This window comes from Streptomyces sp. R21, from assembly GCF_041051975.1.
Taxonomy (GTDB): Bacteria; Actinomycetota; Actinomycetes; order Streptomycetales; family Streptomycetaceae; genus Streptomyces.
In genome coordinates, this window is sequence record NZ_CP163435.1 from 1279364 (window position 1) to 1303080 (window position 23717).

Annotated in this window: 16 protein-coding genes; 10 read left to right on the plus strand and 6 right to left on the minus strand. The window is 70.2% G+C overall.

What is annotated here, in order from left to right:
* The first annotated feature begins 164 nt into the window (after nucleotides 1–164).
* The 3 genes from AB5J56_RS05980 (at nucleotide 165) to AB5J56_RS05990 (ending at nucleotide 2740) form a co-directional block, all read left to right on the plus strand.
* Nucleotides 165–443: a polyprenyl synthetase gene (locus AB5J56_RS05980; protein WP_369230771.1), complete on the plus strand. Its 279-nt coding sequence runs from the start codon at nucleotides 165–167 to the stop codon at nucleotides 441–443.
* Entirely contained in the window at nucleotides 433–1488 is a 1056-nt protein-coding gene (locus AB5J56_RS05985; RefSeq protein ID WP_369230773.1) for a polyprenyl synthetase family protein, read from the plus strand. The genes AB5J56_RS05980 and AB5J56_RS05985 overlap by 11 nt, the downstream gene beginning before the upstream one ends.
* A gap of 91 nt (nucleotides 1489–1579) precedes the next feature.
* Entirely contained in the window at nucleotides 1580–2740 is a 1161-nt protein-coding gene (locus AB5J56_RS05990; protein ID WP_369230775.1) for an oxygenase MpaB family protein, read from the plus strand.
* A gap of 61 nt (nucleotides 2741–2801) precedes the next feature.
* Here AB5J56_RS05990 and AB5J56_RS05995 read toward each other — a convergent pair whose 3' ends face one another.
* Nucleotides 2802–3938 carry a hypothetical protein gene (locus tag AB5J56_RS05995; RefSeq protein WP_369230777.1) on the minus strand — a complete coding sequence of 379 codons (1137 nt, stop codon included), beginning with the start codon at nucleotides 3936–3938 and terminating at the stop codon, nucleotides 2802–2804.
* A 154-nt stretch (nucleotides 3939–4092) separates the two neighbouring features.
* Here AB5J56_RS05995 and AB5J56_RS06000 point away from each other — a divergent pair, with 154 nt between their 5' ends.
* From AB5J56_RS06000 to AB5J56_RS06010, 3 genes are all read left to right on the plus strand, one after another.
* Complete coding sequence (locus AB5J56_RS06000; RefSeq protein WP_369230779.1) at nucleotides 4093–5031, plus strand: bacteriocin fulvocin C-related protein; 939 nt, start codon at nucleotides 4093–4095, stop codon at nucleotides 5029–5031.
* Nucleotides 5032–5218: 187 nt separating this feature from the next.
* A complete protein-coding gene (locus tag AB5J56_RS06005; RefSeq protein ID WP_369242374.1) occupies nucleotides 5219–5641 on the plus strand; it encodes a DUF6325 family protein in 423 nt (140 codons plus the stop codon).
* Nucleotides 5642–5709: 68 nt separating this feature from the next.
* Complete coding sequence (locus AB5J56_RS06010) at nucleotides 5710–5997, plus strand: SHOCT domain-containing protein (protein ID WP_369230781.1); 288 nt, start codon at nucleotides 5710–5712, stop codon at nucleotides 5995–5997.
* A gap of 31 nt (nucleotides 5998–6028) precedes the next feature.
* Here AB5J56_RS06010 and AB5J56_RS06015 read toward each other — a convergent pair whose 3' ends face one another.
* Entirely contained in the window at nucleotides 6029–6631 is a 603-nt protein-coding gene (locus AB5J56_RS06015; protein ID WP_369230783.1) for a DUF308 domain-containing protein, read from the minus strand.
* Between the two features lie 212 nt (nucleotides 6632–6843).
* Here AB5J56_RS06015 and AB5J56_RS06020 point away from each other — a divergent pair, with 212 nt between their 5' ends.
* Both AB5J56_RS06020 and AB5J56_RS06025 read left to right on the plus strand, forming a co-directional pair.
* Nucleotides 6844–8025 (plus strand): sensor histidine kinase, encoded by a 1182-nt coding sequence (locus tag AB5J56_RS06020; RefSeq protein WP_369230785.1) that lies wholly within the window; start codon nucleotides 6844–6846, stop codon nucleotides 8023–8025.
* The gene (locus tag AB5J56_RS06025) at nucleotides 8022–8684 is read left to right on the plus strand and encodes a response regulator (protein WP_369230787.1); all 663 of its coding nucleotides are present in this window, start codon (nucleotides 8022–8024) and stop codon (nucleotides 8682–8684) included. The genes AB5J56_RS06020 and AB5J56_RS06025 overlap by 4 nt, the downstream gene beginning before the upstream one ends.
* Before the next feature lie 184 nt (nucleotides 8685–8868).
* Here the strand turns inward: AB5J56_RS06025 and AB5J56_RS06030 are convergent, their stop codons facing one another.
* Entirely contained in the window at nucleotides 8869–10266 is a 1398-nt protein-coding gene (locus AB5J56_RS06030) for a PLP-dependent aminotransferase family protein (protein WP_369230788.1), read from the minus strand.
* A 28-nt stretch (nucleotides 10267–10294) separates the two neighbouring features.
* Here AB5J56_RS06030 and AB5J56_RS06035 point away from each other — a divergent pair, with 28 nt between their 5' ends.
* Both AB5J56_RS06035 and AB5J56_RS06040 read left to right on the plus strand, forming a co-directional pair.
* Nucleotides 10295–10918, plus strand: a complete 624-nt coding sequence (locus AB5J56_RS06035; RefSeq protein WP_369230790.1) for a DJ-1/PfpI family protein — start codon at nucleotides 10295–10297, stop codon at nucleotides 10916–10918.
* Between the two features lie 118 nt (nucleotides 10919–11036).
* Nucleotides 11037–11747, plus strand: coding sequence for an IclR family transcriptional regulator (locus AB5J56_RS06040; protein WP_369230792.1), 711 nt, complete (start codon nucleotides 11037–11039; stop codon nucleotides 11745–11747).
* Nucleotides 11748–11775: 28 nt separating this feature from the next.
* Here the strand turns inward: AB5J56_RS06040 and AB5J56_RS06045 are convergent, their stop codons facing one another.
* From AB5J56_RS06045 to AB5J56_RS06055, 3 genes are read right to left on the minus strand one after another with little or no spacing between them, the layout of a single operon-like run.
* Nucleotides 11776–12969 (minus strand): Kelch repeat-containing protein, encoded by a 1194-nt coding sequence (locus AB5J56_RS06045; RefSeq protein ID WP_369230794.1) that lies wholly within the window; start codon nucleotides 12967–12969, stop codon nucleotides 11776–11778.
* A 40-nt stretch (nucleotides 12970–13009) separates the two neighbouring features.
* A complete protein-coding gene (locus AB5J56_RS06050; RefSeq protein WP_369230796.1) occupies nucleotides 13010–14251 on the minus strand; it encodes a Kelch repeat-containing protein in 1242 nt (413 codons plus the stop codon).
* 56 nt (nucleotides 14252–14307) lie between these two features.
* Nucleotides 14308–23706: a neuraminidase-like domain-containing protein gene (locus AB5J56_RS06055; protein WP_369230798.1), complete on the minus strand. Its 9399-nt coding sequence runs from the start codon at nucleotides 23704–23706 to the stop codon at nucleotides 14308–14310.
* Nucleotides 23707–23717: the final 11 nt, after the last annotated feature.

Here is a 23717-nt window from a genome sequence, read left to right on the forward strand (position 1 = left end):
CCCGAGCGGCAGGTGCGGGACGGCGCCGGCTGCGATCCGTACGGCCGAGCGATGTGATCACTCGATCGTGAGTTCCTCTGCTTTCACACCTGTTGTGACGCCACGCTCGCCAGGGTGGCTGCGACCGGCGTCGCCTGAATGCGCAGCGGGTGGCGGGAGATGGCATGACGCAGGACGCGGGACAGCGCGGGGGCCCGGACGACCGGGCCGTGCTGTTGGTGGCCGGGCTGGCCGATCTGGCGGTGAGCACGCTGGGTTCGGCCTTGGGCGCGGTGCGGGGGCTGCTGCGCCGCTCGGACACCGCGGACCTGGCGGCGGAAGCCCGGCACGATCTGGCGGCGCGCGGGCGTCTGGCGCTGGACCGGTATGCGGCCGTACCCCCCGCCCACTTGGAGCTTCTCGCCCGGCATGTCCAGGCTCGGCAGGCAGCCGATGATGTCTGACCGGTGGGAGCCGGCCGCGTTCAAGACCCGCGTCGACGAGGTACTGCGCAGGTTCATCATGCAGGAGGCCGATCAGTTGGCGGCGATCGATCCACTTCTGGGGCCGGTGGCCGAACAGTTGGAGGCCGCGGTCGCGGACGGAAAGCGGCTGCGGGCGGCGTTCTGCTACTGGGGTTGGCGCGCGGTGGGGCAGCCGGACAGCGACGCACTGGTGCGGGCGGCGGCTTCCATGGAGCTGGTGCATGCCGCGGCCATCGTGCACGACGACCTCATCGATGACAGCCCGCTGCGGCACGGCAGGCCCACCGCACATATCGCGCTGCGCGGTGCGGTACGCCGTCGCCCCCGTGCCGTTGCCGCCGCCCGGTCGCTGGCGATGCTGGTGGGAGACCTGCTGATGGCGTTGGCCGGGCAGGTGTTCGCGACCAGCGGTCTGCCCGCCGCGTATCTGGCACGGGCCCGCCCGCTCTGGTCGGTGCTGGCCCGGGAGCTGATCGCGGGCGAGTGCCTGGAGATTCTGCGGACCGGAGCCGGTCCGGACACCGGTGCGTCGCTGAAGGTGATCCGGTACAAGACCGCCAAGTACACCGTCGAGCACCCCCTGTTGATCGGTGGCGCCCTGGCCGGGGCGGGGGCGCGGCTGCGCGAGGGCTACTCCGCGTACGGACTGCCGCTGGGCGAGGCGTTCCAGCTGCGGGACGACCTGCTCGGCCTGTTCGGAAACCCGGAGCGCACCGGAAAGGCCAACGCCGACGACGTGCGCGGCCATCGGCCCACCGCCCTGCTGGCCGAGACCTGGCGCCTCGCCGGAGACGACGAGCGAGAGCAGCTGCGTGCCCTCCTGGGCCGACGCGACCTCGACGGGGAGGGTCTGCACGCGGTACGCGAGGTGATGCGCCGGCTCAGGGCACCCGACCGCATCGAGGACATGATCACCGCCCGGGTCGAAGAGGCTCTCGGCGCTCTCCATGAGCTGGACGTACCGGCACACGCCGCCGCAGCCCTGACCGCGCTGGCGCATTCGGCGGCGGTCCGCCCGTCCTGACCCGCGCACAGGTACGGGGCCAGTGCCGTTCCTGGCCGCCGTTCCGTCCCCCGGTCGCGGGCGACCCCTGTCGAGAACAAGGAGCCACGCCATGAATTACACCGAGGCGTCGATGGACGCCCTGCGGCAGACCGGTGACGATCTCGCCGACGCGACCGTCGCCGCACTCTTCGAGCGCGGGGAGGTGGGCAGGTTCAACACCCTGATGCGCTACGTCTCCACCGCCGGCGCTCCCCTGCCGGCCGGGTTGCCCGACGTCGCACGGGACTACCTGGAAGCCACCAGCGCCCCGCCGGCCTGGGTCGACTGGGGGGAGATGGAGAAGGCACGGCTGTTCTTCATCGACAACAACGTGCACATCTCCACCGCGCTGTCCTTCGCCTCCATGCCCGCCTGCTATGTCGTTCCGCATGTGGCGAAGCTGTTGTCCACCACCCACGGGCTGAAGTACCCGTCCAAGCGGATGGCGGAGACCGGCCAGTTCACCGTCTACCTCATGCAGCCCGGCGCTTTCGAGGCCGGCAGCCGCTTCATCCCCGCAGCCCAGAAGGTCCGCCTGCTGCACGCCTCCATCCGCCATCACCTCGCACGCGAGAACCGCTGGGACACCGCGGCCCACGGAACGCCGATCTGTCAGGAGGACATGATCGGCGGTCAGATGTTCTTCTCCCTGCTCGTCCTGGACAGCCTGCACCGCCTCGGGATCCACATGTCGACGGAGGGCGCGGAAGCGTACTACTACGCCTGGCGGGTGGTCGGTGCGATGCTCGGCGTCGACCAGGACGCCGTCCCCGGCACCCTTGACGAGGCCCGCCGATTCCTCGACCTGTACATGGTCCGGCACATGGGGCCCTCCGAGGAAGGCGCCCACCTGACCCGGCAACTCATCGACCTCTACGAGGAGGTGGTGCCCGGCACCTTCTTCGACCCGATCGTCTCCGCTCTCATCCGCCACCTCATCGGAGACACGTGCGCCGACTGGCTCCAGGTGCCCCGCACCTCATGGGACACCGTCGTCAAGGCCGTGCCCCACCTCCTCGGCGTGCTGGAAACCATCGAGGACCGCTCCCCTGTCGGCGCCTGGGCGCTGGACCGCCTCGGCCATCTCACTTCGGTCCTCGAACTGTCTTCCCTCACCCGCGGACGCGTCATGCACTACGCCATCCCCGAACAGCTCAAGAAGGACTACGGCATCTCCAACGCGGTGCCACCCACTCACCGGTGGACCCCACCGTCCGCCACAGTCTCCTGACACCTGCCAGTGATCCACGCCCTGGCCGCCGACACCGGTGACGGGGTGCGGTGTTCCGCCGCTATCCGCGCTGCTTGTAGCGCTTCCATGCGCGGCCGCCGTCGCGAGAGGTCCACAGTCCTTCGTTCTTCACCAGGTCGTACGTCGCCGTCGTCGCGTCCGCGATGCCATGGAGCGTCGTGCCGTCGACAACGAACGACGTGAATGCCGCTGGTGTCTTCAGCTCGTGGAAGACGCTGTTGGCGCGGTCGTCGGCGAGCCAGTAGCGGCCGCCTTCCTCGCCGACGAGCAGCCGCCCGTCCGCGAGCACCTCCAGGACCAGCGACTCCGGGCCACGCTTCAGGTCCCTGAAGGGAATGCCGTTGCCGAGGACCGTCTGCCAGTGCCTGCCGCCGTCCGTTGTCGCCAACAGGCCGCGCACGCTCTCGCCCCGGGTGAGGGACAGCGCCGCGGTGCCACCCCGCGCGGCGAGGATGCCTCCCTCATACGACTTCGGGACGGCCGTGGAGCCGAGGGTACGGCCATCGCGCTGCCAGAGGACGCGGTCGGGGTCTTCGGTCAGGCGCTGCTCCAGGCTCCAGGCCGTGCCCCGCTCGTCGACGGCGAGCTGGATGGCGTCGTCCGGCACTCCGGCCGGGGGTGCGACAGCGCGCGTGGCGGGGCGGTAGATGAGGGTCGGCTCCATTTCGGCAAGCAGGATGTCGCCGGGGCGGATACGCATCGGGGTGCCGGTGATGACGACCTTGTGCCGCTTTCCGTGTACATCCAGGGCATACGCTCCCTCGGTCCCTCCCTCCGACGGCACCCGTACGAAGCCCCCGGGCACCCCCTTGAACGCGACCGGCGCCGCCTCCGCGTCCGTGTGTTCCGCGTGCTCGGCGACCGTGCGGCCGTCGGGGCCGACGATGCGCCAGGCGGAAGCGGCCGGCCCCTCGTCGTCCTCGACGTTGCCGGCGTCGTACGTCAGAAGCAGCGAGCCGTCGTCCGCGCGAACCACGTCGGCGGGTGCGCCGGCCGCCGCGATGACGTCGGCGGGACGTGGGTGAGGGTCTTCGATGACGCGCTGGTACTTCGCCTCGCGGTCCCCGGATTCTCCCTCGCCGGAGCCGCCCGGGCTGCAGGAGGTCAGCGCCAGCGCCGCACTCGCCGCGACCACGAGCCCGACCGTCCGCCTCCCGCGTTTCCTCAGCCACGCCATGGCCACATCCTCACATGAGGCGACCCCGGCACCGGAAAACGTTTCGTTCCTCGTCGAAATGATTGACGCTTCCAGACGTGCCGGCAAATGATTTCGAACTCACACCGCACGGGCACCATGGGACGAGCTGTCACATAAACGTGGGGAGAATATTGTGACCGAGTGGATATTGGCATTCGACGCCGACTGTCGATTCTGTGAAGAAGTGGTGGGTCGGGTTCGCGCGTCCACCGACGGCACGTTGACCACTGCGGGCCTCACGGAACCCCGTATTCGCGGCCTGCGCACGCGCGCTCTGGGAGACGGGGCCGAGTGGGCCCCGACCCTGTTGGCGGTCGACGGCGACCAGGTGCGGGCCTGGACCGGAACCGCGCTGTCCCTCCGCCTGGCGCGGCTGCTGGGGCCGTCGGACTCGCTGCGGGTGGTGCGTGCGCTCCGCGGCCTCGATGCGCTGCGGCCCCCGAGCCGTCGAGGAATCCTCAAGGCCGTGCCGGGGCTGGCCCTGGGAACGTTTCTGGTCACCGGTGGCCTGGCAGCCTCACCCGCGCAGGCGGTGACCCGCGCCAGGGGCAGTAAGGCGTCGCGATGGGTGAAGGCCAACCTCGACCGGTTGCCCTCCGGCTACTCCGAATTCGTCTCCTACCCCGCGGACTATCGGCGTGCCATTTACGGTTCGCTGTCCGCTTCCGCGCGGAGTGATCTATGGGTGGCGCACTTCGCGCATTACCGGAAGACACACGCCGCTCTGTCGGCCGAGCAGTCCGCAGTCCTGGACGACGCGACGCGGCTGGCACCGCAGATCATCGCGGGGCGCCAGCGGGGAGCAGCCCTCGAAGGGCTGGTGACGGCGGCCGTGGCGGCGTTCGGCGAGAGCGGGGCGCGGGGGGTTCTCATGGTGCTGGGCCCCGCCGACAAGCAAGGCGCGGCGCCTCGCAGCGGTCAGGGCACCCAGGTCATGGACTGCAATTCCCAGTGCGCGGGGACCGGCAGCTGCGACATGGTGTGCTACTCCCATCCGTGGTGGTGCAACTGGACCGATTACGGCTGCGGTCCACTGTGGCTGGGACCGTGCAGCGGGGTTTGCGCCCCCTGAAGCCAGCTCTGCTCGGAACGTGGCCCGCGACCGTTGCCCTATGCAGCCCGGCTGTGCGGCCGACGAGTGAACCGATCACGAAGTGCGACCGCCGCGGTCCGGTGATGCAATGGCATGGGGGAATAGCCACAAGCGCAGAGGTGACGCCGTGAGCGACGCATTCAATGAAGTCGACACATCCGGCGAGATGGGACCGATCGACTATCTGGTCGTCGAGTTTCCGGGTAACCGAATGACCGGCGAGGGCCTGCCGCTCCTGGTCGATCTGGTGGACCGTGGCCTCATCCGCATCCTCGACCTGACGTTCATCCGCAAGGACGCCGACGGGTCGGTGACCGGCCTGGAGATCGGCGACCTCACCGGAGACGGCGAACTCGACCTGGCCGTGTTCGAAGGAGCGTCCTCCGGACTGCTGGGCCAGGACGACCTCGATGAGGCAGCCGCCGCGCTGAAGCCCGGCAACTCCGCCGGCGTCCTGATCTACGAGAACCTGTGGGCCGCCCCGTTCGCCGCCGCCCTGCATCGCAGCGGTGCCGAGCTGGTCGCCTCCGGGAGGATCCCGGTGCCCACCGTCCTGGCCGCGCTCGACGCGATGGAGTCCGCCCCCTGACCGACAACCGGTGCCGGTTGTCCGGCCCGGACTGCCGCAGACAGGGGGAAGTGAGAAGGGAGATCGCCATGCCGGGTCTACTCCGAGGAGTCGCCCGTACGGCCGTCGTCGCCGGAACGGCCACCGCCGTATCGAACCGTGTGTCACGCCGACAGCAGGGACGCTGGGCCGCCCAGCAGGGATACCAGGAGCCCGCGCCGCAGCCGACGTATGCTGCCGAGCCTGCCGCGGCTCCGCCGGCCCCCGACATGAGCAGCAAGATCGAGCAGCTGAAGCAGCTCGGCGAGCTCAAGTCCCAGGGTGTTCTCACCGAAGCGGAGTTCGAGGACCAGAAGCGCAAGCTCCTCGCTGCCTGACCGCTCCGGACCGGGCCGACAAGCCCCCGGCTCAACGCTTTTCGCGTCGGCTGCGGATGCTCAGGGCGGTGACGGAGACAAGGAACCAGAAGGCACCGAAGGCGGAGTATCCGGCGACGGTGGACAGGCCACTCGTCGCCGAGGTGGACATGGCGGCGATGGAGGCACCGGCGACGACGGACTGTCCGCCGCTGATGACCATGGGCCACTGGGCTCCGACGGTGCGTCGGCGCCGGATCGCCACCACGAGCTGGATCGCTCCGGAAGCAAGGGCCCAGAGGCCGAACACGAGCAGGGCCGTGCCGATGGTGGAGAAGGCGACGGCGATCATCCCCGCGGCGGTGACGAGTCCGAGAGCCACGTTGGTGGTACCGACGCGGTCCATGGAGCCGGCATTGGCCATGCGATGTTCGAGGAGCGTGGCGATGGCGTCCCACAGGGGGTAGACGACGAGCAGCACGGACGCGACCACGGTGGGCCTGTCCGTCGACACCAGCGAGGTGGAGTTCGTGACGACGAGTGCCACCCAGATCAGGGAGAAGGCGACTCGGATCAGGTAGAGCGAGCGCAGCCCGGAAGACGTGGTCGTGGTCGTGGTCGTGGTCGTGCTCGAAGTCACGGTGGTCTGAGTCATCGGGTGTCCCGTTTTGTGATCGTGATGGTGTGAGACGGTCGCCTCGATGAGGAGTCTCAGCGGCTTCCGGAGGGGGTGCGTACTTCGAACGAAGTAGTTCTGCCATCCACTTCGAATCGAGTGAGTTCTGCCGTCCCCATCGCCCGGACCGGGCTCGCCGTCTACTTCATTCGAAGTACACGGCCGCAGCACACGTGGACGAGAATCAGGCCATGGTCAAGGCGCGGAACAATCAGGACGGGCCCGTGGCACCCGTGTGGGTCCGCCGCCCCGAGGCGCTGCACCTGGTCGCCTATTCGGTGGCCGCGCTGGTGTTCACCGGACAGATCGTGGCAGTGATCCTGAGAGGGTCGGATCGGCCTACGGCCCTGGCCGTGCTCCTCGCCGGTGGCGGTGTCGCCCTCTCCTGGCGGAGGCCGTGGGCAGGACTGGTCGTGGCGAGCGCCGCGTCCTTCGCCGTCACAGCAGTGGGTCACGACCCCCTGTCGGTGTGGATGATGGCCGTGCTCGTGCTGTTCTCGGTCACCCTGAGGGGGAAGCAGCCGCTGGCCGGAACCGGCATCGTGGCGGCGTTCTTCCTGGGGGCGTACATGACGCTTGGAGGATTCCGTGGCGGTGCGATCGTGGGAGCCGCCGCACTCTTCTCAGCGATAGCGGGAGGTGCGACAGGGGCCGCGCTGCGCATCCATCGAGAGCACTGGCGGACCCTGGAGGAACGGGCCGAGAGCGCCATCGCCACCCGCGAGATCGAAGCCACCCGACGGGTCACCGAGGAACGACTGCGCATCGCCAGGGACCTCCACGACGTCATCGGCCACCAGGTCGCGATGCTGAGCATGCATCTCGGTGCCGCGGAGATCGGGCTGCCCGCAGACGCAGAGTCCGCCCGGCAGGCCCTCGTCTCGGCCAGGTCCAGCGCCCGCACCGTCGTCGTCGAAACGCAACGGATCCTCACGCTCCTCCGCCTCGGAGACGACGTCCCGGGCGACGAGGCGCTCCGGCCGACCCCGGCGCTCAGCGGCTTGGAAGGCCTTGTCGCCTCGTTCGAGAGCATCGGCCTCGACGTCCGGCCCTCCATCGGCATCCCCGCCGGTTTCGTGGAGCCCAGCGTCGGCGTGACGGTCTACCGGGTAGTTCAGGAAGCGCTCACGAATGCCTACCGGCATGGGGACGGGACGGCAACGGTGGATGTGCGCGAGCGGGACGGCAGGATCTGCCTCACCGTGGAGAACCGTGTCGGTCACTCACTGCGCGGCTCCGGCTCGGGCAGCGGACTGGGACTCGTGGGGATGCGCGAACGCGTCGAGTCCTCCAACGGGCGGCTGACGATCGACAGTGACGACGGGCGATTCCGGGTCCATGCGGAGTTCAGCCCCCTGGGAGCCGTCGTATGACGACACGGATTCTGATCGTCGACGACCAGGACGACATCAGGGCCGGCATCAAAGCGATGCTCCGGCTCGACCCGAGTCTCGTGGTCGTGGGTGATCTCTCCGATGGACTCCAGGCCGTCCCCTTCCTGCGGGACCACCCTGTCGACCTGGTCCTGATGGACATCCGGATGCCCGGCATCGACGGTGTCGAAGCCACCCGCCGGATCCGCGAAGAGCACCCACCCGAAAAGACGCGGGTGATCGTGCTGACCACCTTTGACCAGGACGACATCGTTCTCGCCGCCCTGCGCGCGGGCGCCAACGGGTTCCTGAGCAAGACCGTGAGCCCCGCTGAACTCGTCGCCGGAATCACCGAGGTCGTCAGCGGTGGCGGTGCGCTGTCGGCTGCCGCGACGGCCGCGCTCATCGGTCACATGACCGACAGTCCGCCCCCGGCGATCGACCAGGAACTGCTGCGACGCTTCGACGCCCTGACACCCAGGGAGCGCGACGTGGTCCTTCTCGTCGCGAGCGGTCTCGGCAACGACGAGATCGCGGCCCAGCTGTCCGTGTCGCCGTTCACCGTGAAGACGCATGCGGTACGGGCCATGACGAAGGTCGGCGCACGGGATCGAGCGCAACTCGTCTCGTTCACCTTCCGGGCCGGTCTCTACCTCTGAGCCTGCCGGGCAGAACCCCCAGCAGCCCCGTACGCGTGGACCACCTTGGCAGGCCGGCCTCGCATGCGCCCGGGGAACCACGGGGCGCTGCACGGTGAGGCGGCCGGAAGAGCGAGGCCGGAAACCTGCGCCCCTTACGAGGAGCGCGCCGGAAACTGCGGCCCGTGCCTCGGAGCCTGGAGGTTCAGGCACAGGCGTCCTCGATGGCAACCCGTCGCACTGTGCGCAGCGTCGACCGGAGACGGTCCAGATCTGTCGAGCCGAGGGCGAGGCGAAGTGCCTGTGGTGTGTGCCTGGAGGTGGTGAAGGGCTCCGCCGTGCTGACGGAGATGCGCTGACGGGCGAGGGTGGCGCACAGGCGATCGGCGCGTGCGTCGTCGGGCAGCGGCAGCCATGTGAAGTAGGACGAGGGGTGGCTGATGAGTGGCAGTCCTGCCAGCTCCTGTCTGGCGAGTACTTGGCGGGCCCTGGCGTCGTCTCGTTTCTGCGCTTCCAGGTGGTCCACCGTGCCGTCGTCGAGCCAGCGGCAGGCGATCGCGGTGGTGAGGGCCGGGGTGTTCCAGGTGGTTGCCCGAATCGCGCGTTCGAGCGACGACACCATGGAGGGCGGGGCGACGACGAAGCCGACCCGGAGGCCGGTGGCAATGCTCTTGGACAGGCCCGAGACGTAGACAGTGATGTCCGGCGCGGTGTCAGCCAGAGGCGGTGGAGGGTCCTCGGCCAGGTAGGCGTAGGAGGCGTCTTCGATGATGAGCGATCCATGCTGCCGAGCGATCTTGATCAGGCGCGTGCGCTCACTTTCCGGCATGACCCAGCCCAGCGGGTTGTGCAAGGTCGGCATGGTGTAGACCGCGCGCACAGGGCGGCTCGCGCACAGCTTCTCGAAGGCATCGAGATCCGGTCCGTCGGTGGTTGTGGGAATGGGCTCGAGGTCCAGACGAAAGGCATCCGCGAGGATCTTGAAACCCGGGTAGGTGAGTGCGTCGACCGCGACGACGTCGCCGGCGTTGAGCGCGGCCATGACGGTGATGGCCAGGCCGTGCTGCGCACCGTTGACGATGAGGGTCTGATCGGCGTCAGGGCTGATGCCTCGACGCCTCAGGTGCCGTGCGATCGAGGCTCTGTCCTGGGGACGCCCTCGATGTGGTTGGTAGCGCAGCAGTGAGTCGAGTTCACCGGAGGTCGCCACCTCTCGCAGGGCCTGTCGCAGGAGATCGGATTGGCCGGGCAGCGACGGATAGTTGAAGCTCAGGTCGACCGCGTCCGTGGCGACGAGCTGCTGATCGATGCCGTGACCGGCGGGAACGGCGATCTCCCGCACGAACGTGCCGCGGCCCTGTTCCCGGCTCACCAGGCCCATCGCTTCCAGCTCGGCGTACACCCGGGTCGCGGTCACCACGGCGATGCCCTCCTGGGCGGCGAGTCCGCGGTGTGTCGGCAGCCGCACGCCTGCGGCGAGCCGCCCGGTCCGGATGCCGGATGCGAACGCGTCGACCAGCGCTTTGTACCGCGAGGCTGCCATGTGCAGAAGTGTATCCATGACAATTCTTTGACTGTCCTGCTCACGGGTTCTTACCGTCAAGACCCACTCCTCCGGAAGGACAGCCGCCGTGCACATCGCCATCCTCACCTTCGAGGGCTACAACGAGCTCGACTCCCTGATCGCGCTCGGTGTGCTCAACCGCATCAAGACCGATGGCTGGCGCGTCACCATCGCCACCCCCAGCCCCAAGGTGACGTCGATGAACGGGGTGACCATCGAGCAGATGTCCACGCTCGAGGAGGCGTGTGCCGCTGACGCCGTCATCGTCGGCAGCGGCATCGCCACCCGCGAGGTCGTCGAAGACCAGGCGATCATGAGCGTCCTGCGCGGCCTGGACCCCTCGCGCCAACTCATCACGGCACAGTGCTCCGGCGCGCTCGTGCTGGCCAAGCTCGGCCTGCTCCACGACATCCCCGCCTGCACCGACCTGACCACCAAGCCCTGGGTCATTGCCGCCGGCGTCGAGGTGCTCAACCAGCCCTTCTACGCCAAGGACAACATCGCCACCGCCGGCGGCTGCCTGGCCTCGCACTACCTCGCCGCCTGGATCATCGCCCGCCTCCAGGGCAACGACGCCGCCGAAAGCGCGCTGCACTATGTCGCCCCGGTCGGCGAGAAGGAGGAATACATCGAGCGCGCATGGCGCAACATCACCCCCTACCTGCCCGCCCCCACACCCGCGCTCGTCTGAAACGCCCCGTCGCAAGCGGTGCAAGATCTCGATCATTTATCTCACGTACATGGCAATGTGCTTCGCTGTCCCGTAATGAGCCGGTTAGTTGGGTTGCTGCACGGAAAAGGATTCGGCAGTGAGGACAAGCAATTCGCCGGGGGCCGGACGTGGGGTGCTGGAAGGGGCGTTCGCGCTGCTCGATGCCGTGGAGCAGGTCGGCCAGGCGCGGTTGACCACTTTGGCCGCGGCCGCGGGTCTGCCGAAGACAACGGCGCGCAGGCTCTTGGAGCAGTTGGTGGAGCTGGGCGCGGTGGAGCGGTCCGGCGCGGTGTTCCGGGTGGGGCCGCGAATCTTCCGGCTGGGCGCGAGCTGGCAGCCGTCCCCGGGGCTGCTCGCCGCGGCCCGCAGACCGGTGCGCGAACTGGCGCGGGCGACCGGGGCGACGGTGGGTCTGTTCGTACTGGAGGAGGGCCGCACGATGGCCGCCGCGACGGCGCCGGGCGAGCTGGAGGCCGTCATGCCCGTGCGCAGCGGCATGACCTTTCCCTGGAACACCGCCGCCGGCAAGGTGCTCGTCGCCGGAGCGTGCGGTTCGGGTGCAGGGCCCGGGCTGCCAGTGCTTGAGTCGACCGGGTCGTGGTCCCAGGAGGCGGCGCGGATCCGGGATGCCGGGTTCGCCGTCGACCACGGCGATGTCGTGGACGGGGTGCGGTGCGTGGCGGCTCCCGTCACCGACCGCCGCGGCGCCGTCGTCGCCGCGCTCTGTGCCATGACGGACGATTCGGCGTCGCTGCGGCGGCTGACCGACGCGGTGTTGCGGGCGCGGGATCAGCTTTCACCGCACTGACCGCACTCCCCCAACTCCCCCTGTTCGGTTATTCGGTGAAGAGTTCGCTGGTCTCGGTCAGGAGGTCCCGGGCGTAGCCCGGATCCGCCATTCCCGACCGTACGGTTCCGCCGGCGGCCAGGACCGTTCCGTCGCCCAGCAGGGTCGCGGAGCAGTAGGAGCGGCCGGTGGTCAGTCCGGCGGCCGGGGTCCAGGTGCGGGTCCTCGGGTCGTACACGGTGGCGGCTGCGTACCCCACGTCCTCGGTGGCCGAGTCCGTCCCGCCCAGGACCAGGACCCGGCCCGAACGCAGCAGCAGCGCGCGGTGGGAGGACCGGCCGGCGGGCATGCTGCCGCTCGGTGTCCACAGGCCGGAGCCCGGGTTGTAGAGCTCGGTCTGCCAAAGGCTGTGCGCGGAGAACATCCGCGCCCGGCGCATGGTGAGGGGGAATCCGCCGGTGACGAGGACGGTGCCGTCGCCGAGCGGGGTGGCCTGGTGGCCGCTGCGGGGCATGCGGAGGCTTCCGGTGGGGGCCCAGGTGCCGGTCACCGGGTCGTACAGCTCGCAGAACGACTGCCGTACGTGCAGATAGAGGTCTGCGCCCGCGTTGCCGCCGACCAGCAGCACTCGACCGTCGGTGAGCCGGACGGCGATGTGGTCCGAGCGGGCGTCGGTCATCGGCTCGGCCACAGTCCAGGTGCGGGAGTCGGGGTCGTACACCTCGGCCGAGCGCAGGTTGCGCCGTACGCCAGGAGTTTGGTCACCGATCCCTCCCGCCACCAGCACCTTTCCGCCCGGGAGCAGGGTCGCGGTGTGCAGGGCCCGGGGAGTGGCCAGCTTTCCGGCCGGGGTCCAGGTCTTACGGGCCGGGTCGTAGAGCTCGGCGGTGGCGAGGTAGGTGAACGGCAGGCTGTCCGTCTGCACCATGCCGCCCACCGCGAGGACCTTGCCGTCCTCCAGCTTGGTCAAGGAGTGCAGCAGGCGCGGCTGTTGCATTCCTCCGGTGGGCTGCCAGGTCCTGCTCCCCGGGTCGAAGAGCAGGCACTCCCCGGTGCCGATGCCACGGACCACCGCGCCTCCCGCCGCCAGCGCCGTCCCGTCGTCCAGCAGCACTGCGCTCTCTTCCGAGGACGGCCACTGCCGCGGCGAGGGCAGCGCGCCGACGGCGGTCCAGCCGCCGACGGCCGCACCCGCGGCGACGGACGGCAGCCCGCCCCCGGCCAAGGCGCTCGAACGTGTCATGACCCCTGCTCCTTGTGAATTCGGCTTCCGTCGTCGGTCGTCAGGCCGTGAAGAGTTCGGATGCGGCGGTGATGACGTCCGCGCTGTCCGGGGATGCCGCGCCGGAACGGATCAGGCCTCCGGCGGCGAGCACACGGCCGTCCTCGAGCTCGGCCGCCACGCCGGCCCAGCGGCCGGTGACCATGCCGCCGGTCGAGGTCCAGGTGCCCCGCGGGCCGACTGAGGGGTCGTAGATCTCGGCGTTCTGGTAGCCGACGTCGAATGTGGCGTCCTCCGTGCCGCCGATCACCAACACCTTGCCGGAGCGCAGCGCGACGGCTCGGTGATGGCTGCGGCCGACCGACATCGGCTCGACCTCGCTCCAGGTGCCGTTCGCCGGGTTGAACCGCTCGGTGACCCACTGGCTGTAGGCGTTGTACGTCCAGTCGTGCAGCGCGCCCGTGCTGTCCCCTCCGGTGACCAGGACCGATCCGTCGCCCAGCCGGACCGCCTGGTGGGCCTTGCGGGCCACCTGGAGGCTGCCGGCCGGGGTCCAGGTGCCGTTCGGGCCGGCCGCGGGGTCGTACACCTCGCAGAACGCCAAGGCGGTGTAGAGCCCGCGGCCGATGGAGAGCATGCCGCCGACGACCAGGACCCGGCCGCGGTCGAGGGCGACCGTGGGGTGCCCGCTGCGGGCGTCATGCATCGACGAGACCTGGGTCCACTCGTCCTTGACGGGGTCGTAGATCTCGGCGGAGGACAGGGACAGCTCGGTGAGGGCGTCGCGCGGTGCGAGACCTCCGGTGACGAGCACCCGGCCGTCGCCCAGCGCGATCGCGGAGTGGGAGAAGCGGGCCTCGTGCAGGGCACCACCCGTGGTCTTCCAGGTCTTGGTGCCGGGGTCGTAGATCTCGGCGGAGGAGAGCGGGGCGAAGGGGCGGGTGAAGGGCCCGGTGAGTCCGCCCACGACGAGGACGCGGCCGTCCGCGAGTTTCGTCGTGCTGTGCAGCCGTCGGGCCACCGACAGCGAGCCGGTCGGCTCCCACTTCTTCTCCACAGGGTCGAAGAGCGCCGCACCCTTCTGCGCCGTACGGGCCGCGTCCTCGCCGCCTGCGATCAGCACCCGGTGGCCGTACGCCTCGCCGAGCACGACCGCCGAAGCGTCCGGCAGCGCGAAGTACCCGGACTGCGGCAGGTCACCGGCGGGGGCCCAACTGCCCACCGCCGCCAGGTCGGAAGCGACCTCGGCAGGAGCAGGGGCGGGCGGGCCGGCGACGGCGGTGAGGGGACTGTTTCGTGGCATCGCTTTCCTCCGCGGATCGGCGGGTACGGGGATATACGTGGTCGCGGGTGTCTGGGCTACGGCGTGCGGGCATCGGAGTCCTCAGGCCCGGGGTCCACCTGGTACTCCCAGACCAGCAACAGGTCCACCACCGCGTCTGGGTTCAGCAGGCCGTCGCGGACGAGGACGGCGGGCAGGGCGCCGATCTGCTCGCGGGACAGGGTGACGGTCCAGGGCTGGTCCGCGTCGTGGACGTTTCCGTCCAGGCCGGTGAAGGCACCGCGCGGCTGGCCCTTCAGGGCCGCGTCGGCTTTCAGTTTCGCCGTGTCCTGCCGGCGGCTGTCCGGTGCGGTGAGGGTGAGAGGCAGCGCCGCATCGGCCTCCCCGTAAGCGGTGACGTAGCGCAGGTCTCCGTCCGCGGTGAGGTCCCGCGAAAGGACCAGCACCACCTGGGGTTTGGCGACCTTGATGGGGTAGCCGGCGAACAGGTGAGGGAAGCGGCGGGCGCTCAGGGTGAAGGTGAGCTTGGGGTCCTCGGCGCCGTTGGGCACCAGGAACCGGGTCCACCGGTCGGCGAACTCCCGGCGCGCGCTGAACACCCGGTAGAGCCCCTTGCCGCCCCCGGCGTGCACCCAGGTCTTGAGGGCGTCGTGGAGTTCGTCGACCACCGGCCGGGCGAGGTTGTCGCCGCCGTCACGGGCCGTGTAGCGCACATGGAGGACCACGTCGGTGATGGACTCGTAGTCGAACTGGCGGAAGACGGACGGCAGGGACAGCTGCCACTCGCCGATCACCCCGGCGCCCTCGAACGGCAGGAACCGCTCGTCGCGCAGGCTGGTTTCGAACAGTCCGGTGTCGTCCTGTCCGGTGCTGGTGACGACGGTCTGGATCGGGCCGGTGTAGTCGCGGAACCGGGTGTCCGACCTGCCCCGCGCATACTTGGCTCCCGCGGGCACCTTGGGATCCACCCGCACGCTGCTGCCGAGCAGCCGTACCGTGAGGTTGACCGAGGAGTACGGGCCCGCCACACACGGCACAGTGACCGCCACACTTCTGATCCGCCGGAAGTAGTGGCCGGGTGTGTCCAGGTCGAACAACGCCTCGGGCAGGGAAAGATAGCAGGTACCGGTCTCCTTCAGCGCGAGCAGCGCGGACGGGTCGAGCTGGGCCAGCGAGATCCGCTTCGTGAGTTCGAACTCGCGGGCGTTGTTCTCCAGGTACGCCGCGTCCATGCGGTTGAGGTCGGCGGCGAGCCGCTCCCCGGCCAGCAGTCCCCGGTGGAGGCTGTCCCAGTAGCCGAAGTTGACGAACGACGAGTCCTGGACGCCTAGTTCGTGACGGTAGGACCGCTCGGCACGCTTGGCCGTGTCGTGGGCCAGCTGGTAGGCCTGGAAGTAGGTCGTGGACAGCTGTGCGGCCATCCAGTCGTAGAGCTCGGTGTTGGTGAACTTGCCCCGCATGAAGCGGTCGGCCTCCAGGGTGTTCGCCCGCTGCAGGTCGTGGTTCTGCAGCTCCTTGACGGCGATGGCCTGGCGCATCTCGGCAGCGGCGATCTGCCCCGCGAACTGCTCGCTCTCGATGCCCGCCTGGCCCTCCTGGAAGGCCCACTCCTGCGCGCGCCGCTCGTAGCCGACGAGAGTGAGCTGCTGAGCTCCCTCGCTGCCCTTGCGGGAGGCGCGGGCCGAGGCCGCCTCCGCCTGGCCCTTGAGCATGGCCATGGCGTTGCTGCTGCCCCAGGTCGCGCCCATGGTGGTCGGGGTGCCCACCTTGATGTCGGGCATCCAGCCGACCAGGGCGGCGGCCAAGTTGTAGTCGGCGGCCTCGTCCTGGTCCTTGAGCGCGCCCCTGTGCAGTTCGCTCTGGGCCTTCTCCCCCGTGTTGAGCGGGGTGCGCCGCAGTTCCGCGTAGTAGCGCTTCTTGTCGTCGGCCACGGCCTTGGACTTCTCCAGCGCGGCGAGCGCCTCGTCGGCCTCCTTGACCTGCCGGCCCCGGACCTCGCGGGCCGCGTCCAGCAGCGCCAGTTCGTGACCGGAGCGCAGCCGGGCCAGAGCCTCCGCGTCCCGCTTCTCCAGCGCTGCCAGCAGCGCCCCGCCGAACGCCCGTACCTCGGCGGCGAGTTCCTTGGCCTTGGCCACCATGGGCGTGTAGCGGTAGTGCGGCAGGGGCGCACTGATGTCGTCGAGTACGGCGGTCAGGTCGAGCCCTGCCGCCGTGGCGCGGGCCAGCAGCGCCGGGTCGATGGGCGCTCCGAACAGAGCGAGCTGCCGCTGGACGCCGTCGATGTTCTGGCAGTGCCGGATCTTGAACAGGCGGTCCTCGACGAGGTCCCAGTAGCCCGCCAGTTTGTCGTTGCGCGGCAGGCAGAAGTAGTTCAGCCAGCGCAGGTTGACGCCGGGGCGGATGGCGGGCGTGGCGGGTCCGTCCGGTGCGGCGACGAGGTTCTCCGCGGCGACGACCGGGTCCGCGGCCGTGGGGGTCTCGATCAGGGTCCGGTAGCTCTGCGGCTGGGGCACGGCTCGGCCGGTGATCTCCTCCGGGCGCCTGCCGAGGAGTTCGGAGGCGAGGAGGTAGAGCTGGGTGGCCTGGTTGACCGACTCCAGGGTGTCCTGCCGGAACAGCTGGTCGCCCCAGGCGATCAGGTTGTCCAGGTACTTCATGACAACGGCCTTCTGGTAGGCCGTCGTCCGCAACCGGGCGACCGCATCCGGCTGGAACGGATGCTCCAGCCAGTACTGGACCAGCTTCGCGGTCGCCTCGTCACCGTTCGCGAGAGCCTCCAGGATCTTCTGGATGCGCTGCGGGATGTAGGTGTCGTCGTTGGCCTCATGGAACGGTTTGGTGATCCAGAACCGTTGCGGGCGGGGATAGTAGTTCTCCCGGTTGGAGGGGTCGAAAATGTAGTGGAACCACTGCTGTGCCTCCTCGAACCGCTGGTTGGCGGAGAGCCGCTGGGCGATCAGCAGCGGCACGTGGAAGAACAGCTCCCAGTTGTAGTCGCCGTAGGCGTCGGTGAGCGCGAACTCGACGGGCTCGCCCGGGTACGGCCCGACGACGTTGTCCGTGTTCGCGTCGTACCACTCCCTGAAGTCGAACCCGCCGGGCCAGATCTGGAGGTCACGTTCGTACAGCGCGTCCGGCCCGCTCGCCGCGAGGACCTGCGCGAAGTAGCGCATCCGCGGGTGGTAGAACCGCTGGAAGGAGACGGTCCCGGAGGCGGCGAGCGCAACCGGGTCGGCCGCGGTGCCGAGGGCGCTGGGGGCTGGGGCGCCGTCGGGCGGCGACAGCTCCCGGGAGAAGTTCCCCGACTGTGCTAGGGCGACCAGTTCGCTCCCCGCGGTGAGTGCGGGGCGGTTGAACTCCCGTCCGGGCGCCAGTTCGTCGCGCAGCATGGGCAGGGCGTTCGGATGCCCCTCGATCAGGAAGCAGCGCTCGCTGTCGGAGAAGAAGACGGCGAACTGGTCCCAGGTGAGCGGGATCTGGGTCGCGTTGAGGATGCGGTAGAGCTGAACTCCGGGCGTCTGCCGGAGGACATGAATGGAATTGTTCGCTTGGTCGGTGAACCGGCGGCTCGGGTCGATGACGAAGACGTGCCCGTCGTACGCGGGCATCTCGATGTCGTGAGGGAGCTCCACCTTTTCGTTGTGCGAGAACTCGGTCGGGGTGCGGTAGATGACCGGCACCGCGGGAGCCTCCTCGTAGGGCGTGAGGTGAAAGGCGATGTCGTCGAGCACGGTCTCCCCGAGGCCGGGGCTGAACCGGAACGATCCCGAGTTCAGGTTGACTGTGCCGTCGCCCTCGCCCCAGAACCGGGACACGCAGAAGACGACGAGATCACCGCTGCGGGGATCGATGAACGGCCGGAAGCAGAAGTTCTGGTGCCACGGGTATCGGGTGGTGAAGTATTCGGGATCGCGGTTGTATTCGGGGGCGTCGATCCTGAGGGTGCCTTTCGTGCTCCTCTTGGCCTCCCAGGTCCCGTTCACCCGACGGCTCCAGTTGAGCTGTGCCTTCCAGTACCTCTCCGGCTGCCCCATCGCGGTGTTGCCCTGCGGCATCTTCACCTCGCCCGGATCGGAGGCGAGCGTGTAGGTGGGCCAGAACAGGTGCAGCCGACCGTTCCACACCACCGGGATCAGGGTGTCCGACTCGATGTCCAGGTCGATGCGCTCCCAGGGGGTCCACTCCCGCTTCCTGGTCCAGGAGCGGATGTAGTACTCGCGAGGGGTGGAGACGGTGTGGGCGCACACGTACAGGGTGGATTCGGTGCCCTCCGGTACGTCCGTGTACACCCCGCAGGGCCGCATCCGGGACGCCTTGTCGAGTTGGGCGACGTACTGTTCCACCGCGCGGACCGCGTTCTCGGAGGTCAGCTCCTTTTGGAGCAGCGTGTTCTCCAGCTCCGTGAAGAACGGGGACTTGGTGGTGCGCAGGTCCGGTTCGAAGTAGTTCTCCGGGTAGAGGAAGATCTTCTGGTTGGCCTCCCACAGGCGGTAGGACCGCATCCAGTCCCAGTCGCGCCACAGGTCCGGCCCGTACGGGTTGGGCGATACGTACTCCAGGTTGAGCCGCAGGCGCTGGACGAAGAGCTGGACGCTGAAGACGGCCTGAGCGATCCGGGTGGTCAGCTGGCAGGCGCCCATCTCAACGTCGAGCAGGAAGTAGTCGAAGAGGGTGGCCGAGTCGTGCCAGTACGGCAGGCCTCTCTGGTCGAGGAACGGGTTGGCCGTCAAGTAGGCGACCAGCGAGGCACGTCGGCGCTCGCGCAGCCGGTCCTGCAGGGCTCCGCCCGTTGCGGGCCAGTCGGCCAGTGGGTGCTGGGCCTTGGCGGCCTGCCAGGCGGCCTGCGCGGCCTGTGCCGTGGGGGCGGGCGCGAGCCAGCCGGTGGCCCGCTCGGCCGATACACCGGTCCTGCGCAGCAGGGTGACCGCGGCGAGCAGGGCACGCAGTCCGGTCTCGGCGCGCAAGTCGGCCGGGGCGGGCAGGTTCAGCAGGTCGGGGCCGCACAGCGTGCCGAGGTCGGCGCGGTCCCAGCGGGTCTGGGCGCCGATCTCGTCGAGCACGGTGTCGACGGTGGCCTGCGGATCGCGGGCCACGGTGAACACGGCGCGCAGGGTGCGGGCGGCGCCGGGGATGCGGTCGCGCAGCCGGGCGAGGTCGAGCAGCCGGACGAAGCGGGCGAAGATCGGGGAGGCGCCGGGGAAGGGCCTGGGCGGCAGCAGGTTGAGGTCCAGCCAACCGGAGCTCGCCGCGAAGTCGAACACCCAGGGAATCTGCTCCGCGGTGATACGCAGCCGGGTCAGCACCAGCGCGACCCGGTGCAGCAGGATCAGCGTGGTGAACTGCTCCGGGAAGCCGCCGCGGGTGATCACCACGGAGGGGTCGCTGCCGACGAACCGGGAGGTGAGGAAGTCCTCCAGCGCCAGCGGCTTCGACGGGGAGCGCAGCCAGCCGCCGAGCAGGACGTCGGCGGAGGCCTGGTCGAGCCCGACGGCGGCCCCCAGCTGCTGCTTCACCGTGATCTCGCTGAGCGTGCGCCGCAGATAGGGGTTCAGTTTGGTCAGCACACGGGCGAACCGCGCGGCCGGGGAGACGTTCTCCGCGTCGAACATGGCGGCCGCGTCCTCGGCGCCGAGGAACGCGTTGCCGGGCTCCGGGTCGGCCTCCTGGGCGATGCCCAGGGCGTCGACGGCGGCACGGAAGCGGTCGTCGGCCGAGGCCGCGCGCAGGGCGGTGAGTTCGTCGCCGGACAGGTACGCCTTGCAGCGCAGGGCCAGGGCGCTGACGTCGTAGAACACCTTGCCGGCGAGCGCGGCCGGGAGCTTCAGATCGACGGGCTGACTCTCCAGGGGCGCGGCGTAGACGGGCAGCCTGAGGGCCTTCATCCGGGTGGTGACATACACCCTCGGCGCCTGGTAGAGGGTCTTCACCGCGGCGGCGAAGGCCGGGACGGCACGGTTGGCCAGCCGATCACGCAGGGCGGTGCTCATGGGTCCGGTGATCAGCAGCCGACCGGTCTCGGCCGAGCCCGGTTCGGGGGGCTCGAACTTCATCGCGGGCGGCAGGGCCACCCCGGTGGGCAGGGCGGCCAGCTCGGCCGTGTACACGGCGGTGCCGAGCAGGGTCGTCATCACCTCGTCGACGAGGGCGGCGTCCCAGCCGAGCAGCGCGAGCCCCTTGTGGGTGAGGTCGCCCTTGTCGTCGGCGGTCTGCGCGGTCTGCTGGTGGACGGCCTGGAGCGCGGACCGCAGCCCGGTGAGGGTGACCGCGAGCACCGTGTCGTCGGGCAGCGGGCCGTCATGGGCCGGGACGCTGCCGGTGAGGACCGCGTCCACCTCGGGAACCGTGAAGCCACGGGCGAGCAGCTCGTCCACGGCGTCCAGGAACTGCTCGGTGACGGGCACGAGTTCGTCGACGGGGGCGCTCGGGGTGCGCGGCGCGTCGGGGTGTCCGGGCCTGGCCATGGGCGCGCCGCCCACGAGCTCCGGGTCCGGGCCGCCGGGCACGCTCGGCCAGGGCGCCGGGTGGCGGACCGGACGGCCGGAGAGCAGCTCGGGTTCGCCGCCGTCGTAGTCGTCGAAGTCGGTGGGGAACGGTCCGCCGTTGCCGTACAGCTCGATCAGCCGCAGCAGTTCGGGCACGGGCAGTTCAAGGGCCCTGGCAAGGGTCACCGTGCGGTACAGCGCGGTCAGGTTGGCCAGGTCGAGCAGCCGGCTGGGGGTGACCGAGCGGCGTCCGGTGACCAGTTCGGCGAGTTCCTCGTCGGTGATTTCGAGTACGGCGAGCAGGGCGGCGGTGACGACGGGGTCGACCAGGCTGCCGATCACCTTGAGTTCGGTGCGGTCGGCGTTGAGTGCGAAGGGGTCGGCTTGGCCGGGTTCCGCCGTGACGACGGAGGGGTCGGCGAACAGCCGGTCGTACAGCGGGAGTTGGTCCGCCGTCTCGTAGCGGTGGGTCGGGAGGTTGTCGTAGAAGCACACGACCTGTTCGAGGGTGAGGTCGAGACGGGCGGTCAGGCGGCGTACGGCGACCAGGCCGCGCAGGAAGGCGCTGTCCAGCCGGCCGGGGCCGGGGCCGGTGTACAGCAGGAGGTCCAGGTCGGCGGCGGGCAGGTCCAGGGCGCGGCGCAGCCGGGTGAAGCGGTGCAGCCGGTCGAGCGCGGGCAGGCTGAGTCCCTGCACGGTCATCAGACGGGTGTTGCACGGGTCGGCGGGGTCCGTGCTGACGACGGTGAGGGCAGTGCCGGGGTTGACGAACCGGGTGTCGAGGGCGGCGAGCAGTTCGGCGTATCGCATGCTGGCGGCGTCGAGCAGGTTGCGGACCGTGCTCAGATCGTTGAGCAGAACGGCGGCCGGGGTGGCGGCCGGGCGGCCGTAGAACTCGGCGACGGTGCGGCCGGGTGACACCGGCTCGCCCGCGATGACCGCCCCGGCCACCGGGGGCAGGCCGAGGGCCTCGACGGCGACCGGCGTGCTCGCCGCAGCGGCGGGGCGCAGCGTCGCCATCAGTTGGTGACGCCGCACCCCGAGGTGGTCGAGGCAGGTCCGGATCTGCTCGCCCCACAGGTCGAACGGCAGGTTCCACGGGTAGACGGCGGTCCGCAGCCGGTCGTATGCGACGGGGTCGATGTGCTGCGGCTGCACCCTGAGCAGGGCAGGGTCGCCGCTGGTCTGCCGGTCGGTGGCGCCTGGCTCGGTGCTGCCGTGCACGACGGCGGTCTCGAGGACTTCGCAGACCAGATCGACGTACGGCAGCTGGAGGTTGGTGTTGTCGCAGGTGAGCTGGACGTCCCAGAGGTCGGCGCGGCGGCGCTTCAGTTCGCGCGCGACGGAGCCGTCGCCGTAGTCCAGGCGCCGCAGGTACATCAGCAGGTCGACCAGGTAGGCGGCCTGGCCGGTGACCGAACGGCAGTCCGAGCAGGCGCAGTAGTCGGCCGGGCCGAACAACTCATCCCAGCCCGGCACCTGTTCGGCGAGGGCCTGGGCCGAGGGAAGCCCGGCGAGCCACGGCACCTTGAACTGGCCGACGGTGCGCAGGTCGGCGACGAGGTTCACGGTCGCCGCGTGGACGTAGCGGGCGCGGGCGTGCACCGCCGCCGCCTGCTCGGCGTCGATGCCCTCGGTGGTGCTGGTGAGCCGCGCCGTGAACTCGCCCTCGGGCAGCTCGGCGATCGCGGCAGCCGAGTCGAATCCCGCCGCCCGCACGGCCCGTACGGCGGGGTAGCGGGGCGAGAGCTTCATCAGGCGCTGGATTCCGCCGAGTTCGGCCCGCGCGCTCTCGTCGGGCACGGTCACGGTAGTGACCGGGGTGGCGACGAGGTCAAACTGCGGGTTCTCGGCGAGGAACCGGGCGGCGGGCGCCTCGGGGTCCTCGGTGGCGAGGCCGTGGGCGATGTGGGCGGTGGGGTAGGCCTCGGCGGCGAGGGCGGCGACGAGATCGGCGTAATCCGTCGTGGGGGCGGTGCCCGTGTCCGCCGCGAGGGCAGTGACGTGCTGGGGCGGGCCGCCCGCCGTCTCGATGAGGCGGGCCCAGTCGGCTGTGTCGATACGGGCCAGGTCCCGCGGGTGGCCGAGGTGCCCTTCGTCGAAGCGGTCCAGCAGCAGTCGTACGAGGGGAATGTTGTTGCCCGTCAGCGCGCCGAGCCGGAGGGACAGGCGGAGCCGGTCGGCGTGTGGGGCGGTCTGTTCGTCGGCGCGCAATGCGGTCCAGAAGGCGGCCGAGCCCGGCTTGCGTCCCAGCCAGGTGTGGAACGCCCGCTCGCGGACGGCCTGTTCGGGCAGGGCGAGCGCGAACAGGGCCGTGACGGGCGACTCCTCGCCGATGGCGGCGGCGAGCGCCGTGGCCTCCTGTACGCGCAGCGCGGTCACGAACGCGTCCGCGTCAAGGCCCGGGCCGATGGTGCCCGCGTCGGCCGCCGCGTGGAGGGCGGCGCCAAGGTCGGCCTCGGGCCGTGCGACGAGTTGTGCAAGGCCCGGGCCCAGGCCCTGGCGGAGCAGGCCGTAGAACGCCTCGGCGGACAGGCCGGTCGCGGTGGCGTGCCCGTCGGCGGTCGTGAGGTGAGCGCACTGAAGGGGGTCCCGGCCGGTCACCCGGGCGAGATAGGCGAAGTCACCGCGGTTCAGGTCGGCGAGGCTCGTCCCGTCGAGGTGCGGGGCGAGGTCGGCCAGCACAGTGGCGTACTCGCTGCGGCCGTCGGGCGGCAGGACCAGGTCCGCCGTCGTCGCCGGGCCAGGGTTCTCCAGCACCGTCTCCGTGCCGGGATACCCGTCGGCGGCCGCACGGACCACGAGGTCGGGCGGGCCCGCGAGGGAGGTGTAGGGGATGCGGTAGCGGCCCGAGGCGTCGGTGACCGCCTCGCCGACCGGACGCTCGGTGCGCAGCAACCGGGCGGACACGGTGATCGTGACACCGGCGGCGCCGGAGCCGTCGGGCCGGGTCACGGTGCCGGTGACCGTGCCCTGCCGGTCCGTTTCAGACATGCTCACCTTCC

Coding starts and splice junctions, on each gene's coding strand:
- AB5J56_RS05980 (WP_369230771.1), top strand. CDS start 165: ATGACGCAGGACGCGGGACAGCGCGGGGGCCCGGACGACCGGGCCGTG.
- AB5J56_RS05985 (WP_369230773.1), top strand. CDS start 433: ATGATGTCTGACCGGTGGGAGCCGGCCGCGTTCAAGACCCGCGTCGAC.
- AB5J56_RS05990 (WP_369230775.1), top strand. CDS start 1,580: ATGAATTACACCGAGGCGTCGATGGACGCCCTGCGGCAGACCGGTGAC.
- AB5J56_RS05995 (WP_369230777.1), bottom strand. CDS start 3,938: ATGGCGTGGCTGAGGAAACGCGGGAGGCGGACGGTCGGGCTCGTGGTC.
- AB5J56_RS06005 (WP_369242374.1), top strand. CDS start 5,219: ATGGGACCGATCGACTATCTGGTCGTCGAGTTTCCGGGTAACCGAATG.
- AB5J56_RS06010 (WP_369230781.1), top strand. CDS start 5,710: ATGCCGGGTCTACTCCGAGGAGTCGCCCGTACGGCCGTCGTCGCCGGA.
- AB5J56_RS06015 (WP_369230783.1), bottom strand. CDS start 6,631: ATGACTCAGACCACCGTGACTTCGAGCACGACCACGACCACGACCACG.
- AB5J56_RS06020 (WP_369230785.1), top strand. CDS start 6,844: ATGGTCAAGGCGCGGAACAATCAGGACGGGCCCGTGGCACCCGTGTGG.
- AB5J56_RS06025 (WP_369230787.1), top strand. CDS start 8,022: ATGACGACACGGATTCTGATCGTCGACGACCAGGACGACATCAGGGCC.
- AB5J56_RS06045 (WP_369230794.1), bottom strand. CDS start 12,969: ATGACACGTTCGAGCGCCTTGGCCGGGGGCGGGCTGCCGTCCGTCGCC.
- AB5J56_RS06050 (WP_369230796.1), bottom strand. CDS start 14,251: ATGCCACGAAACAGTCCCCTCACCGCCGTCGCCGGCCCGCCCGCCCCT.
- AB5J56_RS06055 (WP_369230798.1), bottom strand. CDS start 23,706: ATGTCTGAAACGGACCGGCAGGGCACGGTCACCGGCACCGTGACCCGG.